This is a genomic window from Tistrella mobilis (assembly GCF_039634785.1).
Classification (GTDB): domain Bacteria; phylum Pseudomonadota; class Alphaproteobacteria; order Tistrellales; family Tistrellaceae; genus Tistrella; species Tistrella mobilis.
Genome location: NZ_JBBIAB010000010.1, coordinates 102,122 through 121,312, shown reverse-complemented (window position 1 = coordinate 121,312; position 19,191 = coordinate 102,122). Strand labels below are relative to the sequence as shown.

At 64.9% G+C, this 19,191-nt stretch carries 18 protein-coding genes; 2 read left to right on the top strand and 16 right to left on the bottom strand.

Translation table 11 applies throughout. From position 1 onward, the window contains the following. Positions 1–56: 56 nt before the first annotated feature. The 5 genes from WI697_RS15980 to WI697_RS15960 all read right to left on the bottom strand — a co-directional run bounded on the left by WI697_RS15980 (position 57) and on the right by WI697_RS15960 (position 4,483). Complete coding sequence (locus WI697_RS15980; RefSeq protein WP_345959125.1) at positions 57–1,364, bottom strand: DUF1835 domain-containing protein; 1,308 nt, start codon at positions 1,362–1,364, stop codon at positions 57–59. Positions 1,365–1,536: 172 nt separating this feature from the next. Next, positions 1,537–1,911: an AzlD domain-containing protein gene (locus tag WI697_RS15975; RefSeq protein ID WP_345959124.1), complete on the bottom strand. Its 375-nt coding sequence runs from the start codon at positions 1,909–1,911 to the stop codon at positions 1,537–1,539. Next, positions 1,908–2,588 carry an AzlC family ABC transporter permease gene (locus tag WI697_RS15970; protein WP_345959123.1) on the bottom strand — a complete coding sequence of 227 codons (681 nt, stop codon included), beginning with the start codon at positions 2,586–2,588 and terminating at the stop codon, positions 1,908–1,910. The genes WI697_RS15975 and WI697_RS15970 overlap by 4 nt, the downstream gene beginning before the upstream one ends. A 154-nt stretch (positions 2,589–2,742) precedes the next feature. Continuing rightward, positions 2,743–3,735 (bottom strand): tRNA dihydrouridine(20/20a) synthase DusA, encoded by a 993-nt coding sequence (gene dusA, locus WI697_RS15965; protein WP_345959122.1) that lies wholly within the window; start codon positions 3,733–3,735, stop codon positions 2,743–2,745. Positions 3,736–3,985: 250 nt separating this feature from the next. Continuing rightward, positions 3,986–4,483, bottom strand: a complete 498-nt coding sequence (locus tag WI697_RS15960) for an Lrp/AsnC family transcriptional regulator (protein ID WP_062763807.1) — start codon at positions 4,481–4,483, stop codon at positions 3,986–3,988. Positions 4,484–4,739: 256 nt separating this feature from the next. On the opposite strand from WI697_RS15960, the gene WI697_RS15955 reads away from it, so the two are divergent. Beyond that, positions 4,740–5,618, top strand: a complete 879-nt coding sequence (locus WI697_RS15955; protein WP_345959121.1) for an AraC family transcriptional regulator — start codon at positions 4,740–4,742, stop codon at positions 5,616–5,618. Between the two features lie 102 nt (positions 5,619–5,720). Here WI697_RS15955 and WI697_RS15950 read toward each other — a convergent pair whose 3' ends face one another. The 9 genes from WI697_RS15950 to WI697_RS15910 all read right to left on the bottom strand — a co-directional run bounded on the left by WI697_RS15950 (position 5,721) and on the right by WI697_RS15910 (position 15,876). Continuing rightward, a complete protein-coding gene (locus WI697_RS15950; protein WP_345959120.1) occupies positions 5,721–7,070 on the bottom strand; it encodes a spinster family MFS transporter in 1,350 nt (449 codons plus the stop codon). Between the two features lie 339 nt (positions 7,071–7,409). Continuing rightward, positions 7,410–7,949 carry a flavin reductase family protein gene (locus tag WI697_RS15945; RefSeq protein ID WP_345959119.1) on the bottom strand — a complete coding sequence of 180 codons (540 nt, stop codon included), beginning with the start codon at positions 7,947–7,949 and terminating at the stop codon, positions 7,410–7,412. A gap of 101 nt (positions 7,950–8,050) precedes the next feature. Next, positions 8,051–9,181 (bottom strand): 3,4-dihydroxy-2-butanone-4-phosphate synthase, encoded by a 1,131-nt coding sequence (ribB, locus tag WI697_RS15940; RefSeq protein ID WP_345959118.1) that lies wholly within the window; start codon positions 9,179–9,181, stop codon positions 8,051–8,053. A gap of 32 nt (positions 9,182–9,213) precedes the next feature. Next, positions 9,214–10,995 (bottom strand): AMP-dependent synthetase/ligase, encoded by a 1,782-nt coding sequence (locus WI697_RS15935; RefSeq protein WP_385997547.1) that lies wholly within the window; start codon positions 10,993–10,995, stop codon positions 9,214–9,216. Positions 10,996–11,107: 112 nt separating this feature from the next. Next, positions 11,108–11,896, bottom strand: a complete 789-nt coding sequence (locus WI697_RS15930) for an enoyl-CoA hydratase/isomerase family protein (protein WP_345959116.1) — start codon at positions 11,894–11,896, stop codon at positions 11,108–11,110. A 28-nt stretch (positions 11,897–11,924) separates the two neighbouring features. Next, the gene (locus tag WI697_RS15925; protein WP_345959115.1) at positions 11,925–13,064 is read right to left on the bottom strand and encodes an LLM class flavin-dependent oxidoreductase; all 1,140 of its coding nucleotides are present in this window, start codon (positions 13,062–13,064) and stop codon (positions 11,925–11,927) included. A gap of 143 nt (positions 13,065–13,207) precedes the next feature. After that, entirely contained in the window at positions 13,208–13,978 is a 771-nt protein-coding gene (locus WI697_RS15920) for a creatininase family protein (RefSeq protein WP_345959114.1), read from the bottom strand. Beyond that, positions 13,971–14,696 (bottom strand): enoyl-CoA hydratase/isomerase family protein, encoded by a 726-nt coding sequence (locus tag WI697_RS15915; protein WP_345959113.1) that lies wholly within the window; start codon positions 14,694–14,696, stop codon positions 13,971–13,973. The genes WI697_RS15920 and WI697_RS15915 overlap by 8 nt, the downstream gene beginning before the upstream one ends. A 346-nt stretch (positions 14,697–15,042) precedes the next feature. After that, positions 15,043–15,876, bottom strand: a complete 834-nt coding sequence (locus tag WI697_RS15910; RefSeq protein WP_345959112.1) for an undecaprenyl-diphosphate phosphatase — start codon at positions 15,874–15,876, stop codon at positions 15,043–15,045. 341 nt (positions 15,877–16,217) lie between these two features. Here WI697_RS15910 and WI697_RS15905 point away from each other — a divergent pair, with 341 nt between their 5' ends. Next, on the top strand, positions 16,218–16,904 hold the full coding sequence (locus WI697_RS15905; RefSeq protein ID WP_345959111.1) for a helix-turn-helix domain-containing protein: 687 nt from the start codon (positions 16,218–16,220) through the stop codon (positions 16,902–16,904). Positions 16,905–16,984: 80 nt separating this feature from the next. On the opposite strand, the gene WI697_RS15900 is transcribed toward WI697_RS15905, so the two are convergent. Beyond that, entirely contained in the window at positions 16,985–18,139 is a 1,155-nt protein-coding gene (locus WI697_RS15900; RefSeq protein ID WP_345959110.1) for an ABC transporter permease, read from the bottom strand. Further along, positions 18,136–19,134, bottom strand: coding sequence for an ABC transporter permease (locus tag WI697_RS15895; RefSeq protein WP_014745542.1), 999 nt, complete (start codon positions 19,132–19,134; stop codon positions 18,136–18,138). Before WI697_RS15895 ends, WI697_RS15900 begins: the two co-directional genes overlap by 4 nt. Positions 19,135–19,191: the final 57 nt, after the last annotated feature.

Sequence of the window (19,191 nt, the reverse complement as noted above, 5' to 3'; positions counted from 1 at the left end):
GTCTGGCGGCCCCGCGCGTGATGCGCGGGGCCGTTTTTCTGTCGGGCATCCGACCGTCAGCCGATGGCGGGGCCGGCTTCTACGACGCACTCCGCCTCGCGGTCCCAGCGCCAGTGGCGGGCGGCGGGGTCGATCTGTACGCCGCCCAGCTGGCGCGGCGGCGGGGCGAGGCCGAGGGCATCGCGCCGGCCTGCAAGCACCGCGCGCCCGGCGTCGGTCAACGCGACGGTCGCCCGATAGGGATCGCCATCCGGGGCATCGATCAGGCAGATCGCCGGATCGCCGGCCTGCGTCATCTGGTGCAGGATCGCGAGATACATGGCGTCGCCCAGCCAGGGCAGAGGGTCGGTCTCGCGCATCAGCCGGCCGAACAGCCGGCCGGTGGTCGGCGGCGCGTCCGGGGCCGCGGCGATCATCTCCAGCGTCAGGCGTTCGGTCAGCGACAGGCCGTCACCGAGCCCAGGCAGTTCGGCCAGATACCGGCGCAGTGCCGGGGCCATCTGCGGCAGGGCGGGGGTCCCGCCGGCCGCAAGCGTCGCCAGATCGCGCGGATCGGGCCGGCGCAGGGCCGCCCAGACCGCCTGGCCGAGCCCGAGCATGTCGCGGGTGACCGGCAGACGCTCAGCCCAAAGCAGGCGCAGCGCCGGCGGCGGCAACTGGCCGAGGCCGATGAAGCGCGCCCGGCCGGGGAAGCCGTCGCGCAGGATCAGCTGCAGCCCCTCGCAGCGGCCGGCTGCCGCGAAGGCGGCAAGGCATCGGGCCAGGATCAGCTGGTCATAAGGGTCATGCTCCATCCAGAGCACCACGGGCCTGGTGCCGCCTGCGGCTGCGGCGAGCCCCTCGGCCTCGCGGGTGAGCTTGTCGGTGACGGCAGCCACGGTCAGCCCGGGGAGGCTCTGATAGCTGCCGGCGATGAAGCGGGCGCGGACCCCGATGATGTCGTCGCCCTCGGCTACGGGACCGTGGCAGATCGGGTCCGAGACTTCCAGGAAATCACCGGTAAAGCCGGCGAGGCGCAGGCCGTCGCGAATGTCGCTGCCGCAGCGCAGATGAAGGGTGCCCGGGGCTTCATCCGCCACGGGCTGCGCGCCGGCGATGGCGGCGCCGGCCGCATCGAGCGCTGCGATATGGGCCTTGAGCTTCGGCCAGGAGGCGAGCCCCAGCTCGCGGGCGATGACGTGAAGCGCATCGGCCAGCACGGCCGGCCGGTCGGCACGATGCCAGTGGCGGTGCAGCCGGGCCAGCGCATCGGGATCGCCCGCCCGGGCGCCACGGAGCAGGTCGCGTGCCTGGCGACGCTGCTGATCGAGATCGAGAAGGAATGGTTCGGGCCGCGCTGCGGGCAGAGAACGCCGGTCGGTCATCACGGAAACCCTTTCCGGTACCGTCCGTGTCCGCCGGCGGACGAGGGAAAGGGCGACGGAATGATCGGCCATATCTCTCGTCGGTCGCGGGCGCAGCCCTTTCCGCGGACGGGCGGGGCCGACCGGACCCCATGCGCGAAGCATAGGTCAGGTCGCGGGCGTGAGACAAGCGTCAGCCGACCAGCAGGGCCGTGAGCAGGGCGTGGCTGGCAAGCCCGATCGGCACGATCAGCAGCGGGCGGTCCAGGCGAAGGGCGATCAGGAAGCATTCGACCACCACCACCACCGAGACCAGCGTGCCGGGATGGACATAGCCCATCAGCGGTCGGCCCGCCTGGGGCGCCAGCAGGGCGCTGCCGATGATCCCGCCCAACACGGCGAAGGCGGCATAGTCGAAAAAGCGGAAGAGGGGGCTGGCGGCGGCGTTGTCGGGTGCTTTCAACACCACGAAGGGCAGCAGCCGGAGGGCATGGCTGATCACGCCGGCGAGCAGGATCGCGAGCCAGACCCGCCAGTCGGTCATCAACGAGTCGAGCAGAGCGGTCATGCAGCCCTCCCGCGGCGGGCGCCGATTTCCTCGACCAGAACGATGACCAGTCCGGTGGTGACCGCCACGATCATCAGGCCGAAACCGGGGACCAGCTGATCCGCAGGGTCGACCAGCGCGAAGCCGATAAGGCCGGCGATGAAAGGCGCCCGCCGCCGGGCCGCCTTGGCGAGGAGCGTGGTGAAATAGACCGGCATCACCAGCAGCAGCAGGGCGGAAAGTTCAGCGGGCAGAATGTCATCGGCCAGGAAGCCTGCGACGGAACCGCCCGCGGCGAGCGGCACCGACAGCGTGACCACCCCCACATAATAGCGCAGCTTTTCGGCCGCCGACCGGTTGGCATGCTGATTGGCCCAGGTATAGCCCAGCGCGAAGGTGCTGGCCGAGAGGAAGAGCAGCGGCGGCAGCACCCGGCGATGGGGCAGGGACCCGTAATGCGGAACCAGCGCCGCGCCCATCAACAGGAAGCGGAAGTTCACCACCAGGGCGATGCCGGCAACCGTGATCCAGGCGTGCTGCTTCAACGGCTCCAGGATCACGAATTGTGCCGGCGCGGCAAAGATCGCGAGGGTGACCGCCACGGTTTCCGCCGCATCCAGACCGGTCTGGCGGGCAACGGCGCCATAGGCGGTGAAAATCAGCAGGAAGGTGATCGCCACCGGGACGGCATCACGCATGCCCTGCATGAAGGGGGATAGAGTCGTTTCGGATGTCGATACTGTACTCATTCCACCCGGCCTCGACAGATCGCGTCAGAGGCATCATGGCAGTCGATGCTGCAGTGCGCCATGCGGAAAAGAACGCAAAGGTTGCATGGGTGACCTGCAAGCATCAGGCAGCATGGCGGCCGCGACGGCGCATCTCGTCGAGGGCGGCGACCAGAACCTCGGGTCCGGCCCCCTTGCGGGCATGGTTCTCGCTCAGATGGCGGCGATAGGCGCGGGCACCGGGCAGGCCCTGAAACAGGCCCAGCATGTGACGCGTGATCGCGATCAGATTGGTGCCGCGGCTGCACTCGGCCTCGATATAGGGCAGCATGCGCTCGGCGATCTCGAACCGATCCGGGATCCGGGTGGTCTCGCCGTAAAACCGGGTATCGACCTCGGCCAGGATATAGGGGTCGTGATAGGCGGCGCGGCCGAACATCGCACCATCGAGCCCGCCCCCGATCTCCACCTCGGCCTGATCGAGCGTGGTCAGCCCGCCATTGATCAGGATTTCAAGATCCGGGCGGGCGCGCTTCAGCGCATGCACCAGCGGGTAGTTCAGCGGCGGGATTTCCCGGTTTTCCTTGGGGCTCAACCCCTTGAGCCAGGCCTTTCGCGCATGGACGTAGAAGACGCCGACACCGGCCGATGCCACCGTTTCGACGAAGCGGAACAGGGTTTCGGTCTCGTCCTGGTCGTCGATGCCGATGCGGCATTTCACTGTCACCGGCACGTCGACCGCAGCCTTCATCGCGGCCATGCATTCCGCCACCAGCGCCGGCTCGGCCATCAGGCAGGCACCGAAGCGGCCTGACTGGACCCGATCACTGGGGCAGCCGCAGTTCAGATTGATCTCGTCATAGCCGGCATCGGCGGCGATACGGGCCGCCGTCGCCAGATCTTTGGGGTCCGAGCCGCCGAGCTGCACCACGACCGGATGTTCCGACGGATCGTAAGCCAGATGCCGGGCGGCATCCCCGTAGATCAGGGCACCGGTGGTGATCATCTCGGTGAACAGCACCGCCCGCCGGCTGATCTGCCGCAGAAAATAGCGGTCATGCCGGTCGGTCCAGTCCATCATCGGGGCAACGGCTATCTTACGCCATTGATCTTTCACGGGTTTCCTGCGGCCTCGGCTTGTTGAGAAGGGGCGTGCACATGACGGCACGCCCTTTTACGACGTTTTCGGCCCGGTTTCGATGGCGGAGTGCGCAGGGCACGCAGACGAAAATCGCCACCGTCACGGCGCGTCCCTGAAGGTTCTGAGCCCCCCGGGTGGGCTGCCCGACCTTCATATTGAGGGGATGGCCGCGATCGGCAAGCCCTCGTCGCCCCCGGGCGGCGAGGTCGGACAGGGGGCCCCCGTGTCAGAGCCGGACGATGATCGTGTGGGATGTGCCGATGGGCAGCGCCGTTTTGTAGGTGATCTGTTTGAGAACCAGGTTGGACCTGATGGTGGCGACGCCCTCGATTTTCGACAGCTTGCTCGTGATCAGATGTTCAAGGTCTTCGACATTCCTCAGGATCACACGCAGGAGAAAATCGCAGTCGCCGGTCATCCAGTTGCATTCCATCACCTCCGGAATCCGCTCGACCGCGTCCCGAAAATTCTCCAGCGCCGACTGCGGCTGCTTGTCGAGCGTGACCTGGATATAGGCGTTGATTTCGAGCCCCATCGCCTTGGGGTTCAGAAGGGTGACCCTCCTCTCGATGATGCCCATCTGCTCCAGCTTCTTCACGCGCGTGAGGCAGGGCGACGGAGACAGGTTGATCCGGCCGGCAAGCTCGACATTCGTCAGATTAGCATCCTTCTGCAACTCGTTGAGGATCTTGATGTCCGTCCTGTCGAGCGTCAGCGTGTTCATGATGGTGACTCCCGTTCATCATGGCGACTCCCCTTTGCACAGCGGATGGCCTGGCTCAGAACCGACGCGACGGCGGAAAACACCGCCGGACAGACCTCTTCGGGTCGATACGCTTTCCGTCTGCCTTCCGGCTGTGCACATCGGAGAGTGTATCCGACACCAGCCCTTGGCAGGATCTATGGGATTGCCATTTTATGTCGCGAAACTGTCAAATTGGGCGTATGTTTCGCGTTGGAATGGGTGAGGGGCCGCAATATTGCCGAAGATTGTGCGGAAGGGTGCCAAACGGCCGGACGCCTCGACGATCGGCGAGGCGGTGTCGCGGCCATGGGATGTCACGGGCCTGCGTGTCAGCTTTGCCGCGCTTGATCCTGACGAGCTTGCCCGGCCGGTCACCTCGTTTCTGATCCGCCGCGAAGTCGACGACGACGAATTGCCGATCCACCAGCATCGGAAGGGGCAACTGGTGGTGGCGGCAGAAGGGTCGGTCATGTGCCGGACGCTCGACGGGCTTCGTATCGTTCCGTCCAATGGCGCGGTCTGGATTCCGGGAGAGATTCCCCACAGCGTCTCCATGTCGGATAACGGCCGGGCATATTGCCTGTTCATCACCACAGGCGTGTCACCGCTTCCGAATGCCTGTGCGACATTTTCTATCAACCCGATGCTGCGCGAGATGATCTTTCATCTGGCCAACCAGCCGCCGCTCTATCCCCTGGAAGGCCCCACGAGCCGTCTGGTGCAGGTCATTCTGGACGAACTTGCGCATATGAAGGCGGAGCCGCTGCACTTCCCGGTGTCCAGCCACCCACGGATACAGCGCATCGCAACACAATTGCTGGAGGCGCCGGACGATCGCAGAACCCTGAAGGAATGGGCGGCAGCGGTCGCGATGAGCGAGCGCAGCTTCGCCCGGCTGGTCCTGAAACATACCGGGATGCCGTTCGGCCGGTGGCGCCAGCAACTCCATATCGTGATGGCCGTTCAGCGGCTGTCGATGGGGGCGACCGTCCAGGCGATCTCGCAGGAGCTGGGATATGATTCCCCAAGTGCTTTCACCGCCATGTTCAGAAAGCACATGGGACAACCTCCGCGTCGATATCTGCGGGACCGGACGGAGGTCGTGGGGGATTGACGCGGGGGCGGCGCGGGTATCCGGCACGAAGGGGGCCCGATCAGGCGAGGCCGCCTGATCGGGATCTGCTTCGGGCGTCAGCCCTGCGGGACGATCATCCCATCAGCTGACGATGTCCTGATGGATGCTCTTTCGCGCCGCCAGGAAGGCCATGGCGGCCACGATAAAGACGACCGCGGTGCTGATCAGGGCCCAGCGGATGGCATCACCGGAGCCGAGGGAGGGTGCGAGAAAATCGCTGAGCAGGCCGACCGACAGCGGCCCGAGACCAAGCCCGATCAGATTGGCGAAGAACAGGAAGATGGCGGTGGCCGTTGCCCGGCTGCGCGGGCGGACCAGGCTTTGGACCGTCGCGAAGATGGGGCCGTAATAGATGGATTGCAGCATCATGGGCAGGCTCAGAAGGCAGAGCGCCGCCAATGTGTTCGAGGTGAGATAGGTTGCGAGCAGCGCAAAGGGCAGGCAGAGCGCCGCCACGGCCGGAATGGTGGCATAGGCATTCAGGTTGCGGCGCACGGCGCGGTCGGTGACCCAGCCACCCAGCCAGGTGCCTGCCGCGCCGAAGATGCCGATGATGAGCCCCAACGCCGTGCCGAGAAAGCCGGTGGCGCCCAGCTGAAGACCGGTGAGGTCGTTGACCGCAGCGGCCAGGGTCTCCAATCCCTCGGTGTGATTGCGCAGGTAATGGGAGCCCAGAAATCCGAGATTGCTGTAGGTCCCGAAACTCATCGCGACCATGGCGATCGTCAGGCAGATATAGGTGCGGTTCCTGGCGAGTTCGCGCAGCGCGTCCCTGAGGGGCGGCGTCGTCTGCACCTCTTTCGCAGCGAAGGCGGATTTACGTGGCTCAGGCAGGGTAAAAAACGCGAGAAGCCCCAGAATGATGCCGGGCACGCCAACCAGGGCGAAGGAGGCGCGCCAGCCGAGCTGGTCCGCGATCAGGCCGCCGACCATCATGCCGACCAGCGAACCCGCGGGAATGCCCATGGAAAAGAAGGCCAGTGCGGAGGCCCGCTTCTCTCTGCTCGTGTAGTCGGTGATCAGAGACTGGGAGGCGGGGGTGCAGCCGGCTTCGCCGACGCCGACGCCGACCCGGGCGAGGAACAGCTGGGCGAAGTTCTGGGCGATGCCGCAGAGGGCTGTGAAAAGGCTCCAGATGATCGCTGAGAGCGCCACGATCCTGGCCCGGTTCGCACGCTCTGCCCATCGCGCGATCGGAAGAGCCAAAGCCGCATAGAAGAGGGCGAAAGACAGCCCGGTCAACGACCCCAGCTGCCAGTCCGCAAGGCTCAATTCCCGTTTGATCGGCTCCGCCAGAATATTGACGATCTGGCGATCGACGAAATTCAGCATGTAGATGAGGAACAGCATCGTCAGGGCATACCGCCGATGGCGGGTCGGCGTGGCTGTCAGCGGCGGCGCCGACACCTTTGTGGTTGCGTCTTCGATCATCCTGCAGTCTCCAAAAGGACCGGGCATACGCGGTTGTGCCGGGTCGGTTTCGGTCGGAACCCGGTATCGGGCAGCACGCAGTGCTCACGTTCCGCTCCCGGAGGAGGCGACGTGGGCGAGCAGGGCAAGGGGCTGGTCCATATCGACGGGGAGCGTCGGACAAGCAGCATCGAAGGGGGGAGGAAAGGGAGGGGGCGATATGGGGGAGGAGGGGACGATGAGAGGGTGGGCGAGACGGTGCGGCGGGGATCAGCACCGCGCACGCCACCCTCTCTCCGGATCCGAGATGTCCGGAAAGCCTGTCTGCGGGACGGTCATGGTGCAGGGTCGGGAGAGGGGTTATTTCCCCGGGACCGCTAGGTCGAAATATTCCAGGGTTCCGAATCTGCCCGCGGCATAGATCAGGGGGCGTTTGTCATGGTTGTGGCTCTGCGCGACAACCGCACCCATGATGATGGTATGTGTAGAGACCTGGAGAGTGTCTTCTATCCTGCAATCGAAGCTGCAGACCGAATGCAGAAGAACCGGCGCGCCGGTGGCCAGATCGTGCCAGTCGGCGGGGGTGAAACGCGATGCGCCCTTGCTGCCGTCCATCGCGGCGAAGCGTTCCGCCAGCCGGACCTGATCGGCGGCGAGCACGTTCCAGGAAAAGGCGCCGGTGCGGAGGATGACGTCATGCGCCTCGGCATTGCGGTTGATGCAGGCGAGAACCATCGGCGGCTCGACGCATAGCGAGGTGGCAGCGGTGACGGTCAGACCACGTCTGTCGGGCCCCTGGCCCGAGGCCACGATGGAGACCGACCCGGCAACGGATCTGAGGAGCGTTCTGAAGGCCGCCGTCTCCACATGTTTCAGAACGGCATGATCGTGCGCGGACATGCTGAGCCTCCCACAAGGCGATGGAATGACATGCTGTCGACCCGATGGTGACTGCGGACACGGCCGTTCAGCATCGGGGCCTGATGTCGGGTGAACCGGCTTCACGGGGCGGCGGTGGCGACCGGCAGTGTCCGGCGCTCCACGATGTTCAGGCCATAACCCCTGAGGGCGACCGGGGTGTGCTCCGAATTGGAGAGAAGGATCATGTCGTGAATGCCCAACTCGGCCAGAACCTGGGCGCCGATGCCATAATTGCGCAGCTCGGTCTTATCCACGATCGGCTCACCCGACTTCACCCGAAGAAGCTGCGACATCGGCAGATCGCGGCTGAACAGCACGATGACGCCGCGGCCTTCCGCGGCGATGTCGGCCATGGACCGGGCGACGATATCGCTGCGATCACCGGTCTGGCCGAGCACGTCCGACAGGACGTCCAGCGGGTGCATGCGCACCAGGGTCGGCCGCGCGTCGATCACGCCCTTCACCAGCGCGATCGCTTCCGTCCCGGTCGCCGTGCTGCGGAAGGTGATGGCGCTCCACGTGCCGCCCCATCGGCTGTCGAATTTCGCCGTGACGACACGTTCTACATCATGATCATGGCGGCGACGATAGGCGATCAGGTCGCGGATCGTGCCGATCTTGAGCCCGTGACGGCGGGCAAAGGCGATGAGATCGTCGAGACGGGCCATCGTGCCGTCTTCCTTCATGATCTCGCAGATCACGCCGGAATGGTTGAGGCCGGCCAGCCGGGCGACGTCGACCGCCGCCTCGGTATGCCCGGCGCGGACCAGCACGCCGCCCGGTCGGGACACCAGAGGAAATACGTGGCCCGGGGAGACGAGATGTTCGGGGCCCCGGGCCGCGTCGATCGCCACCGCCACGGTCCGCGCCCGGTCGGCTGCGGAAATGCCGGTGGAAACCCCCTCGCGCGCCTCGATCGAGACCGTGAAGGCGGTTGCGTGCCGCGTGCCGTTCTCGGCGCTCATCAGTTTGAGGCCGAGTTGATCGACCCGTTGCTTGCTGAGCGCCAGACAGATGAGACCCTTGCCATGTGACGCCATGAAGTTGATGGCGTCAGGCGTCGCCATCTGCGCCGGAATGACGAGATCGCCCTCGTTCTCCCGATCCTCGTCGTCGACAAGGATGAACATCCGACCATTGCGCGCCTCGTCGATGATCTCTGCCGTCGAGGACAGGAACGGATGGCGTGAGGTGCAGGACAGCATTGTCATGACAATCCTTCGAGCGGCACGATGCGACCGCGTCATGTGTTCGAGAGGGCGCTGCGGATCAGGCTGTCTTCGGAATGGTCATAGAGAGAATCGATGAGGTCCTTATAGCGTTCGTTCAGGACCTTCCGCTTCTTCTTCCTGGTGGCCGTCATCACGCCATTCTCGGCCGTCAGTTCCTCGGGGAGGATCCGGAACGACTTGATCTGTTCGACAGGCGCCAGCCTCTGGTTCGCCTTGGCGACTTCGCCCTCGATCAGGCGGATGACGGCTTCCGACGAACAGAAATCCGCATATGTGTTGATGGCCTCGCCGCGGTCTTTTGCCCAGTCGGCGGCCGCAATGTGGTCCACTTCGATCAATGCCACGAGGTATTTGCGTCCGTCGCCGCACACCGCCGCTTCCGAGATGTACGGACTTTGCCGCAATTCATTCTCGATCTGCGCCGGGCTGATCGACTTGCCGCCGGAGGTGTTGATGATCTCCTTTTTCCGATCGATGATCACCAGCAGGCCATCCGGTCGACGTTCGACGACGTCGCCCGTGTGGAGCCAGCCGTCGCGGAGGGCTTCCAGCGTCTCCTCGGGCTTGTTCAGATAGCCGATGAACAGGCCGGGCCCCGCGACCAGCATTTCGCCGTCGCCGGCGACCCGCGTCTTCCAGCGGGGATCCGCGATCGGCACGCCGATCGTGCCGGGCGTCGACCAGTCGCGCATCTGGGCGACATTGGCCCCGACCAGTTCGGTCTGGCCATAGGCTTCCTTGAGATTCACACCCCATGTCTGCCAGAGCTTCATGACGTCCGGCGGCATCGGTGCGGATGCGGTATAGGGAGACGTCAGCTGGTCGAGCCCGATCTCCGCCAGAAGCGGCAGAAAGATCTGATCGCGACAGGTGGCGAAAAGCGCCTGGAGAAACGGGTCATCGGGGCCGTCCGCCTGGCGATCCGCCAGGGCCTTCTGTGCGATCGACATCGCGAAGTGATAGGACGTCTTCCGTGCCGACGAGGATGCATTGATCCTGCTGACCAGTTCGGCGGCATAGCGTTGATAAAAGCGCGGCGGCGCCATCCAGTAGGTCGGTTTCACGTCCTGAATGGTCGCCGCGAAGTCGGCACCGGTCTCGCCGAAATAGGGCGTCACCCTGCTGATGAGGGGAAAGACGATCCCCTGTCCGAGCCCCACGACATGAGAGAGCGGGAGATGGACGACAACCCGCTGGGGGTCGCGGTAGAGGGCCGGGCAATAGCTTCGGGTGGTCGCGGCCCCCTGGATCAGCGACCGGTGGGTGAGGATCGCGCCCTTTGGATTGCCGGTCGTCCCCGAGGTGTAGACGATGCAGGCATTGTCGCCGGGACGTGCCAGGCCGGCCTGATCGTCGAGCAGCGCGGCACAGGCCGAAGCCGGCGCGGAGAACTGCGACAGCGTCACGATGTTGCCGAGGGACGGAACCGTGGGATCGAACACCACGATCTTTTTGAGCGTCGCCGCCTGCCGGCTGCGGAGGAGGATGTCGAGTTCCTTCTCGCCGGCAACGAAGACGAATTTGCTGCCGGAGTCTTCCAGGAAATATTCCACCTCCTCTGTCGACGAGGTGAAATAGATCCCGACCGCCACGCCGCCGGAACAGGCCGTCGCCATGAAGGCGACGACCCATTCCTGCGAGACGTCGCCGATGATGGCGACGTGGTCCCCTTTCTGCAGGCCATGATCCAGGAGGGCACGCGACAGGCAGGCGACCTGCCTTGCATAGTCATCCCAGGTCGAGGCGTGCCACGAGCCGCCCCGCTTCTGAAAAAAGGCGACGTCCTTGCCCATTCTGTCGCGGCGGTCACGCAGCAGCGACGGCAGCGTCCCGTCTTCGGGGGGCATCGGTGAAGGAGCAGTGACAGAGGGGGCGGCCGGAGAAAGCGCGTGTGGCCCGCCCATGTCAGTAGCCACCTTCTGCGAAGCGCTTGCGCTTTTCGCGGAACGTGGAGACGGCATCTCTGCGCTCAGGGCTGTTGAAGGTGAGCATTTCGAGCGCCGCCGCCGTGTCGAGGTTCAGATGAACCTGCTCCTTGATCAGCTTGTTGACGGCATATTTGGTCCAGACGATGGCGTCGCGCGGGCCGGATGCCAGCATCTCCGCATAGCGGATCGCATGTTCGACGACGGTGCCTTCCGGTACGACCTTGTTGATCATGCCGGCTGCGGCCGCATCCTCGGCCGAAATGAAGTCGCCGGTCATCAGGTAGTGTTTCGCCCGGACCGGCCCCAGAAGAAGCGGCCAGATCGTCGCGCCGCCATCTCCGGCAACCACGCCCGCCGTCACATGGGTGTCGGCGAAGCGGGCAGCGGGTTCTGCGAAGACGACATCGCAGAACAGCGCGAGCGTGGCGCCAAGGCCGACGGCAACCCCGTTCACGGCGGCGATCAGCGGCGATTCCAGTTCGAGCATGTTGCGGATGAGATGACGACCGGAGCGGGTGGCCGAGATGGTTCCCACGTCGTCGTCGAGCGCGTTCTGATCGCCGCCTGAACAGAAGCCGCGGCCCGCACCGGTGAGCACGATGGCCTTGACGGCCGGGTCGTTGTCGAGGTCGACGAATACCTCTTCCAGCGCGGCGTGCATCGGCCAGTCGATGGCGTTCAGAATTTCGGGCCGGTTCAGGGTGATGACGGCCACGCCGCTCGCGCGCTTCTCGACGAGCAGGCCCCTATAGGTCTTGTCGGTCATGAGACCCTCCAGATCGGTCGGACAGGGATCAGGCGGAGGTGCCCGTCTTTCGCATCATGCGGATCCGGTCGAGTATCTCGTCGGTCGGGCGCACGACATTGTTCCGATCGTTGAAGTGCGGAATGACGTAGCGCCCGACCAGATCGATCGCCTTCATGATCTCCGCATGTGAAACCGAGTCGATGTGGAACAGAATTTCTTCGGCGCCGGCGTCGATGAACCGTTCCAGCTGACGGATGACCGTATCGGGGCTGCCGCAGACCAGGCTGGCCGAGTCGTTCAGGAGATAATCCCAATCGGTGGCTGCGCGCTGGAGGGCTTCCAGACCTTCGCCCATATAGGCGTAGTCGTCCGCGATTTTGGCGAGCCGGGGATAGGCATCGGTCGAGATGCGGGCGTAGTGCATCAGCGGCTCGGCATAGATGTCCTTCGCCGCCTGATCGGTTTCGGCGATGCCGAGGAACACCGGCATGCCGAGACGCGGACGGTCGAGGGGACCGTTCGGATCCCGGCGCCAGTTCGACCGATAGGCTTCCACCATCTTCGCCTGCGCCTCCCAGCCCTGATAGAGCGTGTGGCTGAGGACCGCGAGCCCCTGATGGGCCGCCCAGACGTGACTGCGTTCGCTGGTCGCGGCGATACCCATCAGCGGATAGGGCTTCTGGAGCGGCTTCGGGACCAGCATGCGGGGCGGAACCTGGTAGTGCTCGCCCTGGAAGGTGAAGATGTCCTTGCTGAAGGCTTCGCGGATAAGCGCGATCCCTTCTTCCATCTGCGCAAGGGTTTCAGCGGGCTCCACATTGAAGGCCCGCATCGCGATCGTGGTGTTCGCACGGCCGCAATACAGCTCCAGGCGCCCGTTGGACAGGATGTCGGTGACCGCGGCACGCTCTGCCGTGCGTAGCGCGTGGTTGATCTTCTTGGGCATCAGCGAGACCGCCGGCCGCAGCCGGATCCGGGACGTGACCGCCGCGAGGTAGCCATAGACGACCTCGGGCGCGGAGCTGGAAATCCCGCCCAGTGCGACATGCTGTTCGGACAGGCTGACGATGTCGAAACCCATCTTCTCGGCGAAGACCGCTTCCTCGACAAGCTCATGAAGCCGGCGCGCATAACTCTGACCGACCAGAGTTTCCTGCTCGGACCAGAAGCCGAACTTGACTGCCATTTTGGGATGCCCTCTCGGGTTTGTTTGGAATACCCCTCTAATGACTGGAAGCTTGTCACGAAGCCCGCAGCAGAAGCTGCCGAAGATCCGCGAGGTTTGCCGGGTGTTCGGAATATTGTTTGGCGGGAGGAGGATCCCCCCGGTTACGCCGGATCGCCTTCGGAAAAACCCGCGACGAGGAGGGCGGCGATCCGCTCGATGCAGTGCCTGCCGATCGCTGCCGAGGATCCGTCGGGGTCGCCCAGAATGCCGTTGGGGCTGACGGCCGCAAGCCCGTCGCGCCACATCAGTTCCAGATCGCTCTGCGACAGAAGACCCGGTTTTCCGGCTTCGTATTTCGCGGTACGCACCCGCTCGGGGTGGATATCGAGCATCAGCGAGGTTTCGGCGATATCCGCATGACCGCCCACCCTGATCGGCTCACCCCCCGCTTCTTCGACGGCATCGCGCCACCGTTCAAGCCAGGCCCTGGACTCGGTGAATGCCGAGACGCGGCAGGAGGCGGGCACGGCCGATCGCAGCCGGGGCAGCATGCCGGCCAATGGCGGGAAATTGCCGACATGTGCCGAGAAAATGAGAATGCGGTCGAAGCCGTGCCGCGCCAGGCTGGTGCAATAATCCCGGCAGATCATTTCGAAGGTGCTGTCCTGCAGCGAGATCGTGCCGGGAAAGGCGAGATGGTGGGAGGAGCAGCCGACCCTTATGGTCGGTGCAACCAGCGCATCTCCGATAGCTTTGGCCACCAGGACGGCCAGGTGTTCCGCATGGTCGGCATCGACGCTGAGGGCCAGGTGCGGCCCGTGCTGCTCCACCGCGCCGCAGGGGATGACGATGGTCCGCATGCCGTTTTCGATGGCACGGGCGACCTCGGGCGAGGTCATGAACTCAAGCCGGAGATGATCGCCGTCAATCATGGGTCTGCCTCGCCTTGCGCTGGAGGAACCGTTCGCGCGCCGCGGCGGTCTCCGCGCGGCTCAGATAATCCTGCATGTCGCTGAGGGTGCGCGCTTCGAGCTGCGCGTCGGTCATGAGGGGCGCGTCGTTGAAGGTCCGCTTGATCGCGGCGAACAGATGCATGTCCTTGAGACGAAGGGCCTCGGCCACGACGCGAGCCCGATCCTGCACATCCTGCGACGGAACGACCTCGTCGACGAGGCCCATCGCCTGCGCCTCGGGTGCCGAAACCAGTTCGCCGGAATAGAGGAGCCGCTCGGCCATCCGACGCCCAAGGCGGTTCATCGCCTGGCGCATGCCCTTCGCCGCCGGAAGCAGGCCATGATTGATTTCGGGGAAGCCGAACCGGGCGTTTTCGCTCGCCACGACATAATCGGCATACAGCACCAGTTCCAGCGCGCCGCCCACCGCATAGCCGTTGACGGCGCAGAGCAGCGGGCAGCGATAGTTCTCGAGCACGGTCAGCAGATGGTGGAAGACGCGCATTCTGGGCAGCGCGACGTCCGCCTGCGTCTCGATTTCGCGTATGTCGCCGCCGGCACTGAAGAAGCGCTGACCGGCCCCGGTCAATATCACGGCCGGTGCCTCGGCCTCTTCCCCGAAGCGGACGAGGGCGTCCGCCAGGGCCTGGATCAGATCCAGGGTGAGCGCATTGGCGGGCGGCCTGTCGATGGTCATCCGGACCAGCGCCGGGGATGCACGATCGATCCTCAGCATGTCGCATCCTTTCACGTCAGCATGTTCAACCCGGCCTCGTCATCCCGACGGCTGTTCACCATCGGCATGCGGGACCGGCCTGCTGACGCGACGTTAGCGCGGGCGGCTGAAGGGGTTCTGCCGAAGACGCGTCATGCGCGCCGGCTTGAAAGAACATCGTGGCGTGACGGCGCGGTCCGGCGGTGGTCCATGCCGAATGCACCTCGGGCGATGCCCGCAAAAGAAAAGCGGAGCCTGCACGATCCTGGCGCAGGTTCCGCTAAAGCCGTTTGAAAACGGAGAGGCCGCCGGGGCGGTTCGGGAGGTGTCAGAGGTCGGTGACGCTGGTCCAGTCGATCCAGCCGAACACCCAGGTCGCCAGGATGAACAGGCCGAAGGCGATGCGATACCAGGCGAACACGGCATAGCTGTGCTGCCCGATGAATTTCAGCAGGCCCCGCACCGCGATCATCGCGAAGATGAAGGAGGTGACGAAGCCGATCGCCAGCACGCCCAGATCACCCGCAAGCAGGGTGGAGCCGTGCTTGAGGAACATGTAGACGGTGGCGCCGATCATGGTCGGGATGGCGAGGAAGAAGGAGAATTCGGTGGCCGCCTTGCGCGACATGCCGAAAATCAGCCCGCCCATGATGGTGGAGCCGGAGCGCGAGGTGCCGGGGATCAGCGCAAGACACTGACAGAACCCGATCTTCAGCGCATCCGACCAGCGCATTTCTTCGGTGGAGTTTGCCCGGATGCGGTGATCCCGCTTCTCCGCCCACAGGATGATCAGGCCGCCGATCACCAGCGCCGCGGCAACCGTGATCGGGTTGAACAGGTATTCCTGGATGATGTCGGCGAAGAGCAGCCCCAGAATGACCGCCGGGAAGAAGGCGATCAGCAGGTTGCGGGTGAAACGCTGCGCCTCGCGATCGCTGGGCAGGCCGGCGACGACATGGACGATCTTTCCGCGATATTCCCAGACGACCGCCAGGATGGCGCCCAGCTGGATGATCACGTTGAAGGCGATGGCGAAGTCGCCGCGGAAATTCAGCAGATCGGCGACGACGATCTGATGGCCGGTGCTGGAGACCGGCACGAATTCGGTCAGACCTTCGACAATGCCCAGAACCAGGGCGTCGACGGCATCTCCAAGGGTCACGGGGTAGCGCTCCGGAAAGGATGGATGCGGCGGGTGCGGCGACCCTGTTTAGCACATCAGCCGGTGCCAGATCATGATCCGATTGGGGTGCCAGCCCGGCGTTGCATGCAATGCCGGGGGGCCGGAGCGTGACGAAACGTCACTCTCAAACCGCTTACGCTCATGCTAGATTTGATCTGCAACAAACACGCGGTGCATGAACGGCACCGCAAAGGCGCCCGATATGCAACGGATGCGCCCTTCGACGATAAGGTCCGAGAGCCATGAACGACAGCCGCCTTCTGCCCAGTTCCGGACAGCCACCCACGAGCTGCTCGCGTGTCGATTGTGATGCCTGCGACGTGCGTGCCCTGACTTTCTGCGGCGATCTCGGCCACGAGGCGATGTCGGCGGTGGCGTCGATCGTGTCGCGGATCGAGGTGCCGGCCCATGCGCTGCTTGCCGAGGAAGGCGAGCGGTCGCCCTATGTGTACAACGTGACCGCGGGTACGGCGAAGCTCTATAAGAGTCTGCCGGACGGGCGGACCCAGGTTCTGGGCTTCCTGCTGCCCGGAGATTTTCTTGGCCTGGGTGATGACCGCCTGGGCGGCCTGGCCGCCGAGAGTCTGACCCGGGTCTCGGTCTGCCGCTTCCGGCGCCGTGATTTCGAAAACCTGCAGGAGCGGATCCCGGTTCTGGGCCGCCGTCTGCTGAGCCTCGCGCAGGACGAAATCGCCCGCTCGCGCGAGCAGATGCTGCTGTTGGGCCGCAAGAGCGCCCGCGAGCGTCTGGCTTCGTTCCTGCTGGGCCTCTATGACCGGCTGGAGGCACGCGGCGAGGCGAACGACCCTCTGCCGCTGCCGATGACCCGGACCGATATCGGCGACTATCTGGGCCTGACGATCGAGACCGTCAGCCGGACGCTCGCCGCCTTCAAGCGCGACGGCATCATCTCGCTCGATGGCGTCCATGCCGTCCGTCTGCTCGACCCCGAGCGGATGCGGTCGCTGGCGACCGGCGACGAAGCCGACCGCATGGCGGCCTGCTGATCCAGGCTGAACCCGCCTCCGACATGAAGAACGCCGGCCATCCTGTGGCCGGCGTTCTTTTTTGGGGGCGTCCAGGCTGTTCAGGTCTGGTAGGGGTCGGCCGCATCGCGCAGCCCGTCGCCCAGGAAGTTGAAGGCAAGCACCGTCAGCACCACCGGTACCACCGGCAGCAACAGCCAGGGATATTGGGTGACGACGTTGATGTCCTGGGCATCGTTCAGCAGCACGCCCCAGGAGATCAGCGGCGCGCGCACGCCGAGGCCCAGGAAGGAGAGCGCGGTCTCGCCCAGGATCATGGCCGGGATGGTCAGGGTGGCCGAGACGATCAGATGGCTCATGAAATTGGGCAGGAGATGGCGGAGGATGACCCGCCTGGGCCGTGCGCCCATGACCACGGCGGCGGTGGCATAGTCTTCCTCGCGCAGCGCCAGAAGTTTCGAGCGCACCGCCCGGGCAAGACCCGTCCAGTCGAGCAGGCCCAGGATCACGGTGATGCCGATGAAGATCCAGAGCGGATGCCAGGTGACCGGCATGGCGGCAGACAGAGCCATCCACAAGGGCAGCTCCGGGAAGGAGCGGATCACCTCGATCAGCCGCTGGATGCCGGCATCGACCCAGCCGCCGTAATAGCCCGAGAGCCCGCCGAACAGGATGCCCAGGGCGAAGCTGATGGTGATGCCGATCAGACCGACGGTCAGCGAGATCCGCGCGCCTTCGATCACCCGCGAGAGCATGTCACGCCCCAGCCGATCGGTGCCCAGCAGGAACAGCGTGCCGCCCTTTGGCGGGCAGACCAGCCGGATATCCATCGGGATCAGCCCCCAGAGCCGGTAGGGCTCTCCCGAACAGAAGAAGCCGATCGGCAGCGGCCGCACCCGGTCTTCGGAATAGGTCCGGGTGAGGGTGTCCATGTTCAGCGCATAGCGGGTGCCATAGACGAAGGGGCCGACGAACGCGCCATTGTGGAACAGATGCACCGTCTGCGGCGGGGCATGGATGTTGTCGATGTGACGGGTGTTGGGGTTATAGGGGCTCAAGGGCTCGGCGAAGATCATCACCAGATAGATGAAGCCCAGGAACCAGAGCGAGGCCATGGCGAGCTTGTGCCGGCGCAGCCGCCAGAACATCAGCCGCCATTGCGAGGCGAGATAGTATTTCTCCTGCGCCGGGGTCAGGACCTCGTCATGAACGGGGTCGAAGGGGGCGTGGGAGATGTAGCGATCAGGGCCGCTCATCGCGAACGTCCTCCGTCGAGGCGGATGCGCGGATCGAGCAGGGCGAGCAGCAGATCCGACACCAGCACGCCGATCACCGTCAGCAGCGCCATGAACATCAGGAACGATCCGGCCAGATACATGTCCTGGGTCTGCAGCGCGCGCAGCAGCATCGGCCCGGTGGTCGGCAACGACAGCACCACCGACACGATCGCCGCACCCGAGACCACCTGCGGCAGCACATTGCCGAGATCCGCGATGAACGGGTTCAGCGCCATGCGCAGCGGATATTTGACCAGGATCTTCGCCGGATGCAGGCCCTTGGCACGCGCGGTGGTGACGTATTGCTTGCGCAGTTCGTCCAGCAGATTGGCCCGCAGCCGGCGGATCATGCCGGCGGTGTTGGAGGTGCCGATCACCACCACCGGCACCCAGAGATGCTCCATCACCGACAGGAACTTGGCCCAGCTGAGCGGCTGGTCGAGATATTCCGGGTCCATCAGCCCGCCGATCGAGGTGCCGAACCAGATGTTCGACAGATAGAGCAGCACCAGGGCCAGCAGAAAATTGGGGGTGGCGAGGCCCAGAAAACCGACGAGGGTCAGGCCGTGGTCGAGCGCGCTGTACTGGCGGATGGCGCCATAGATGCCGATCGGGAAGGCGACGGCATAGGAGAAGATGATGGTGGCGAACGACACCAGCATGGTCAGCCACAGGCGGTCGCCGACCACCTCGGCCACCGGCAGCTGATATTCGAAGGAGTAGCCGAGATCGCCGACCAGCAGGCCCGAGGCCCAGCGGATGTACTGTTCCCAGAGCGGCAGGTCGAGCCCGTATTCTGCGCGCAGAAACTCGATCTTGGCCTGGCTGGCGGCCTCACCCTGGGCCGCCAGCTCGGCAAGCTGCGTCGTCAGATAGTCGCCGGGCGGCAGCTGGATGATGACGAAGACCAGGATGCTGATCAGGATCAGCGTCGGTATCATCATCAGCAACCGCCGCGCGATGTAGGCGAACATCGCTTGCCTTGCTCCCCCTCCTGGATCCGCCGCGGGGTTCTGTGGTGCCCCTCAGCT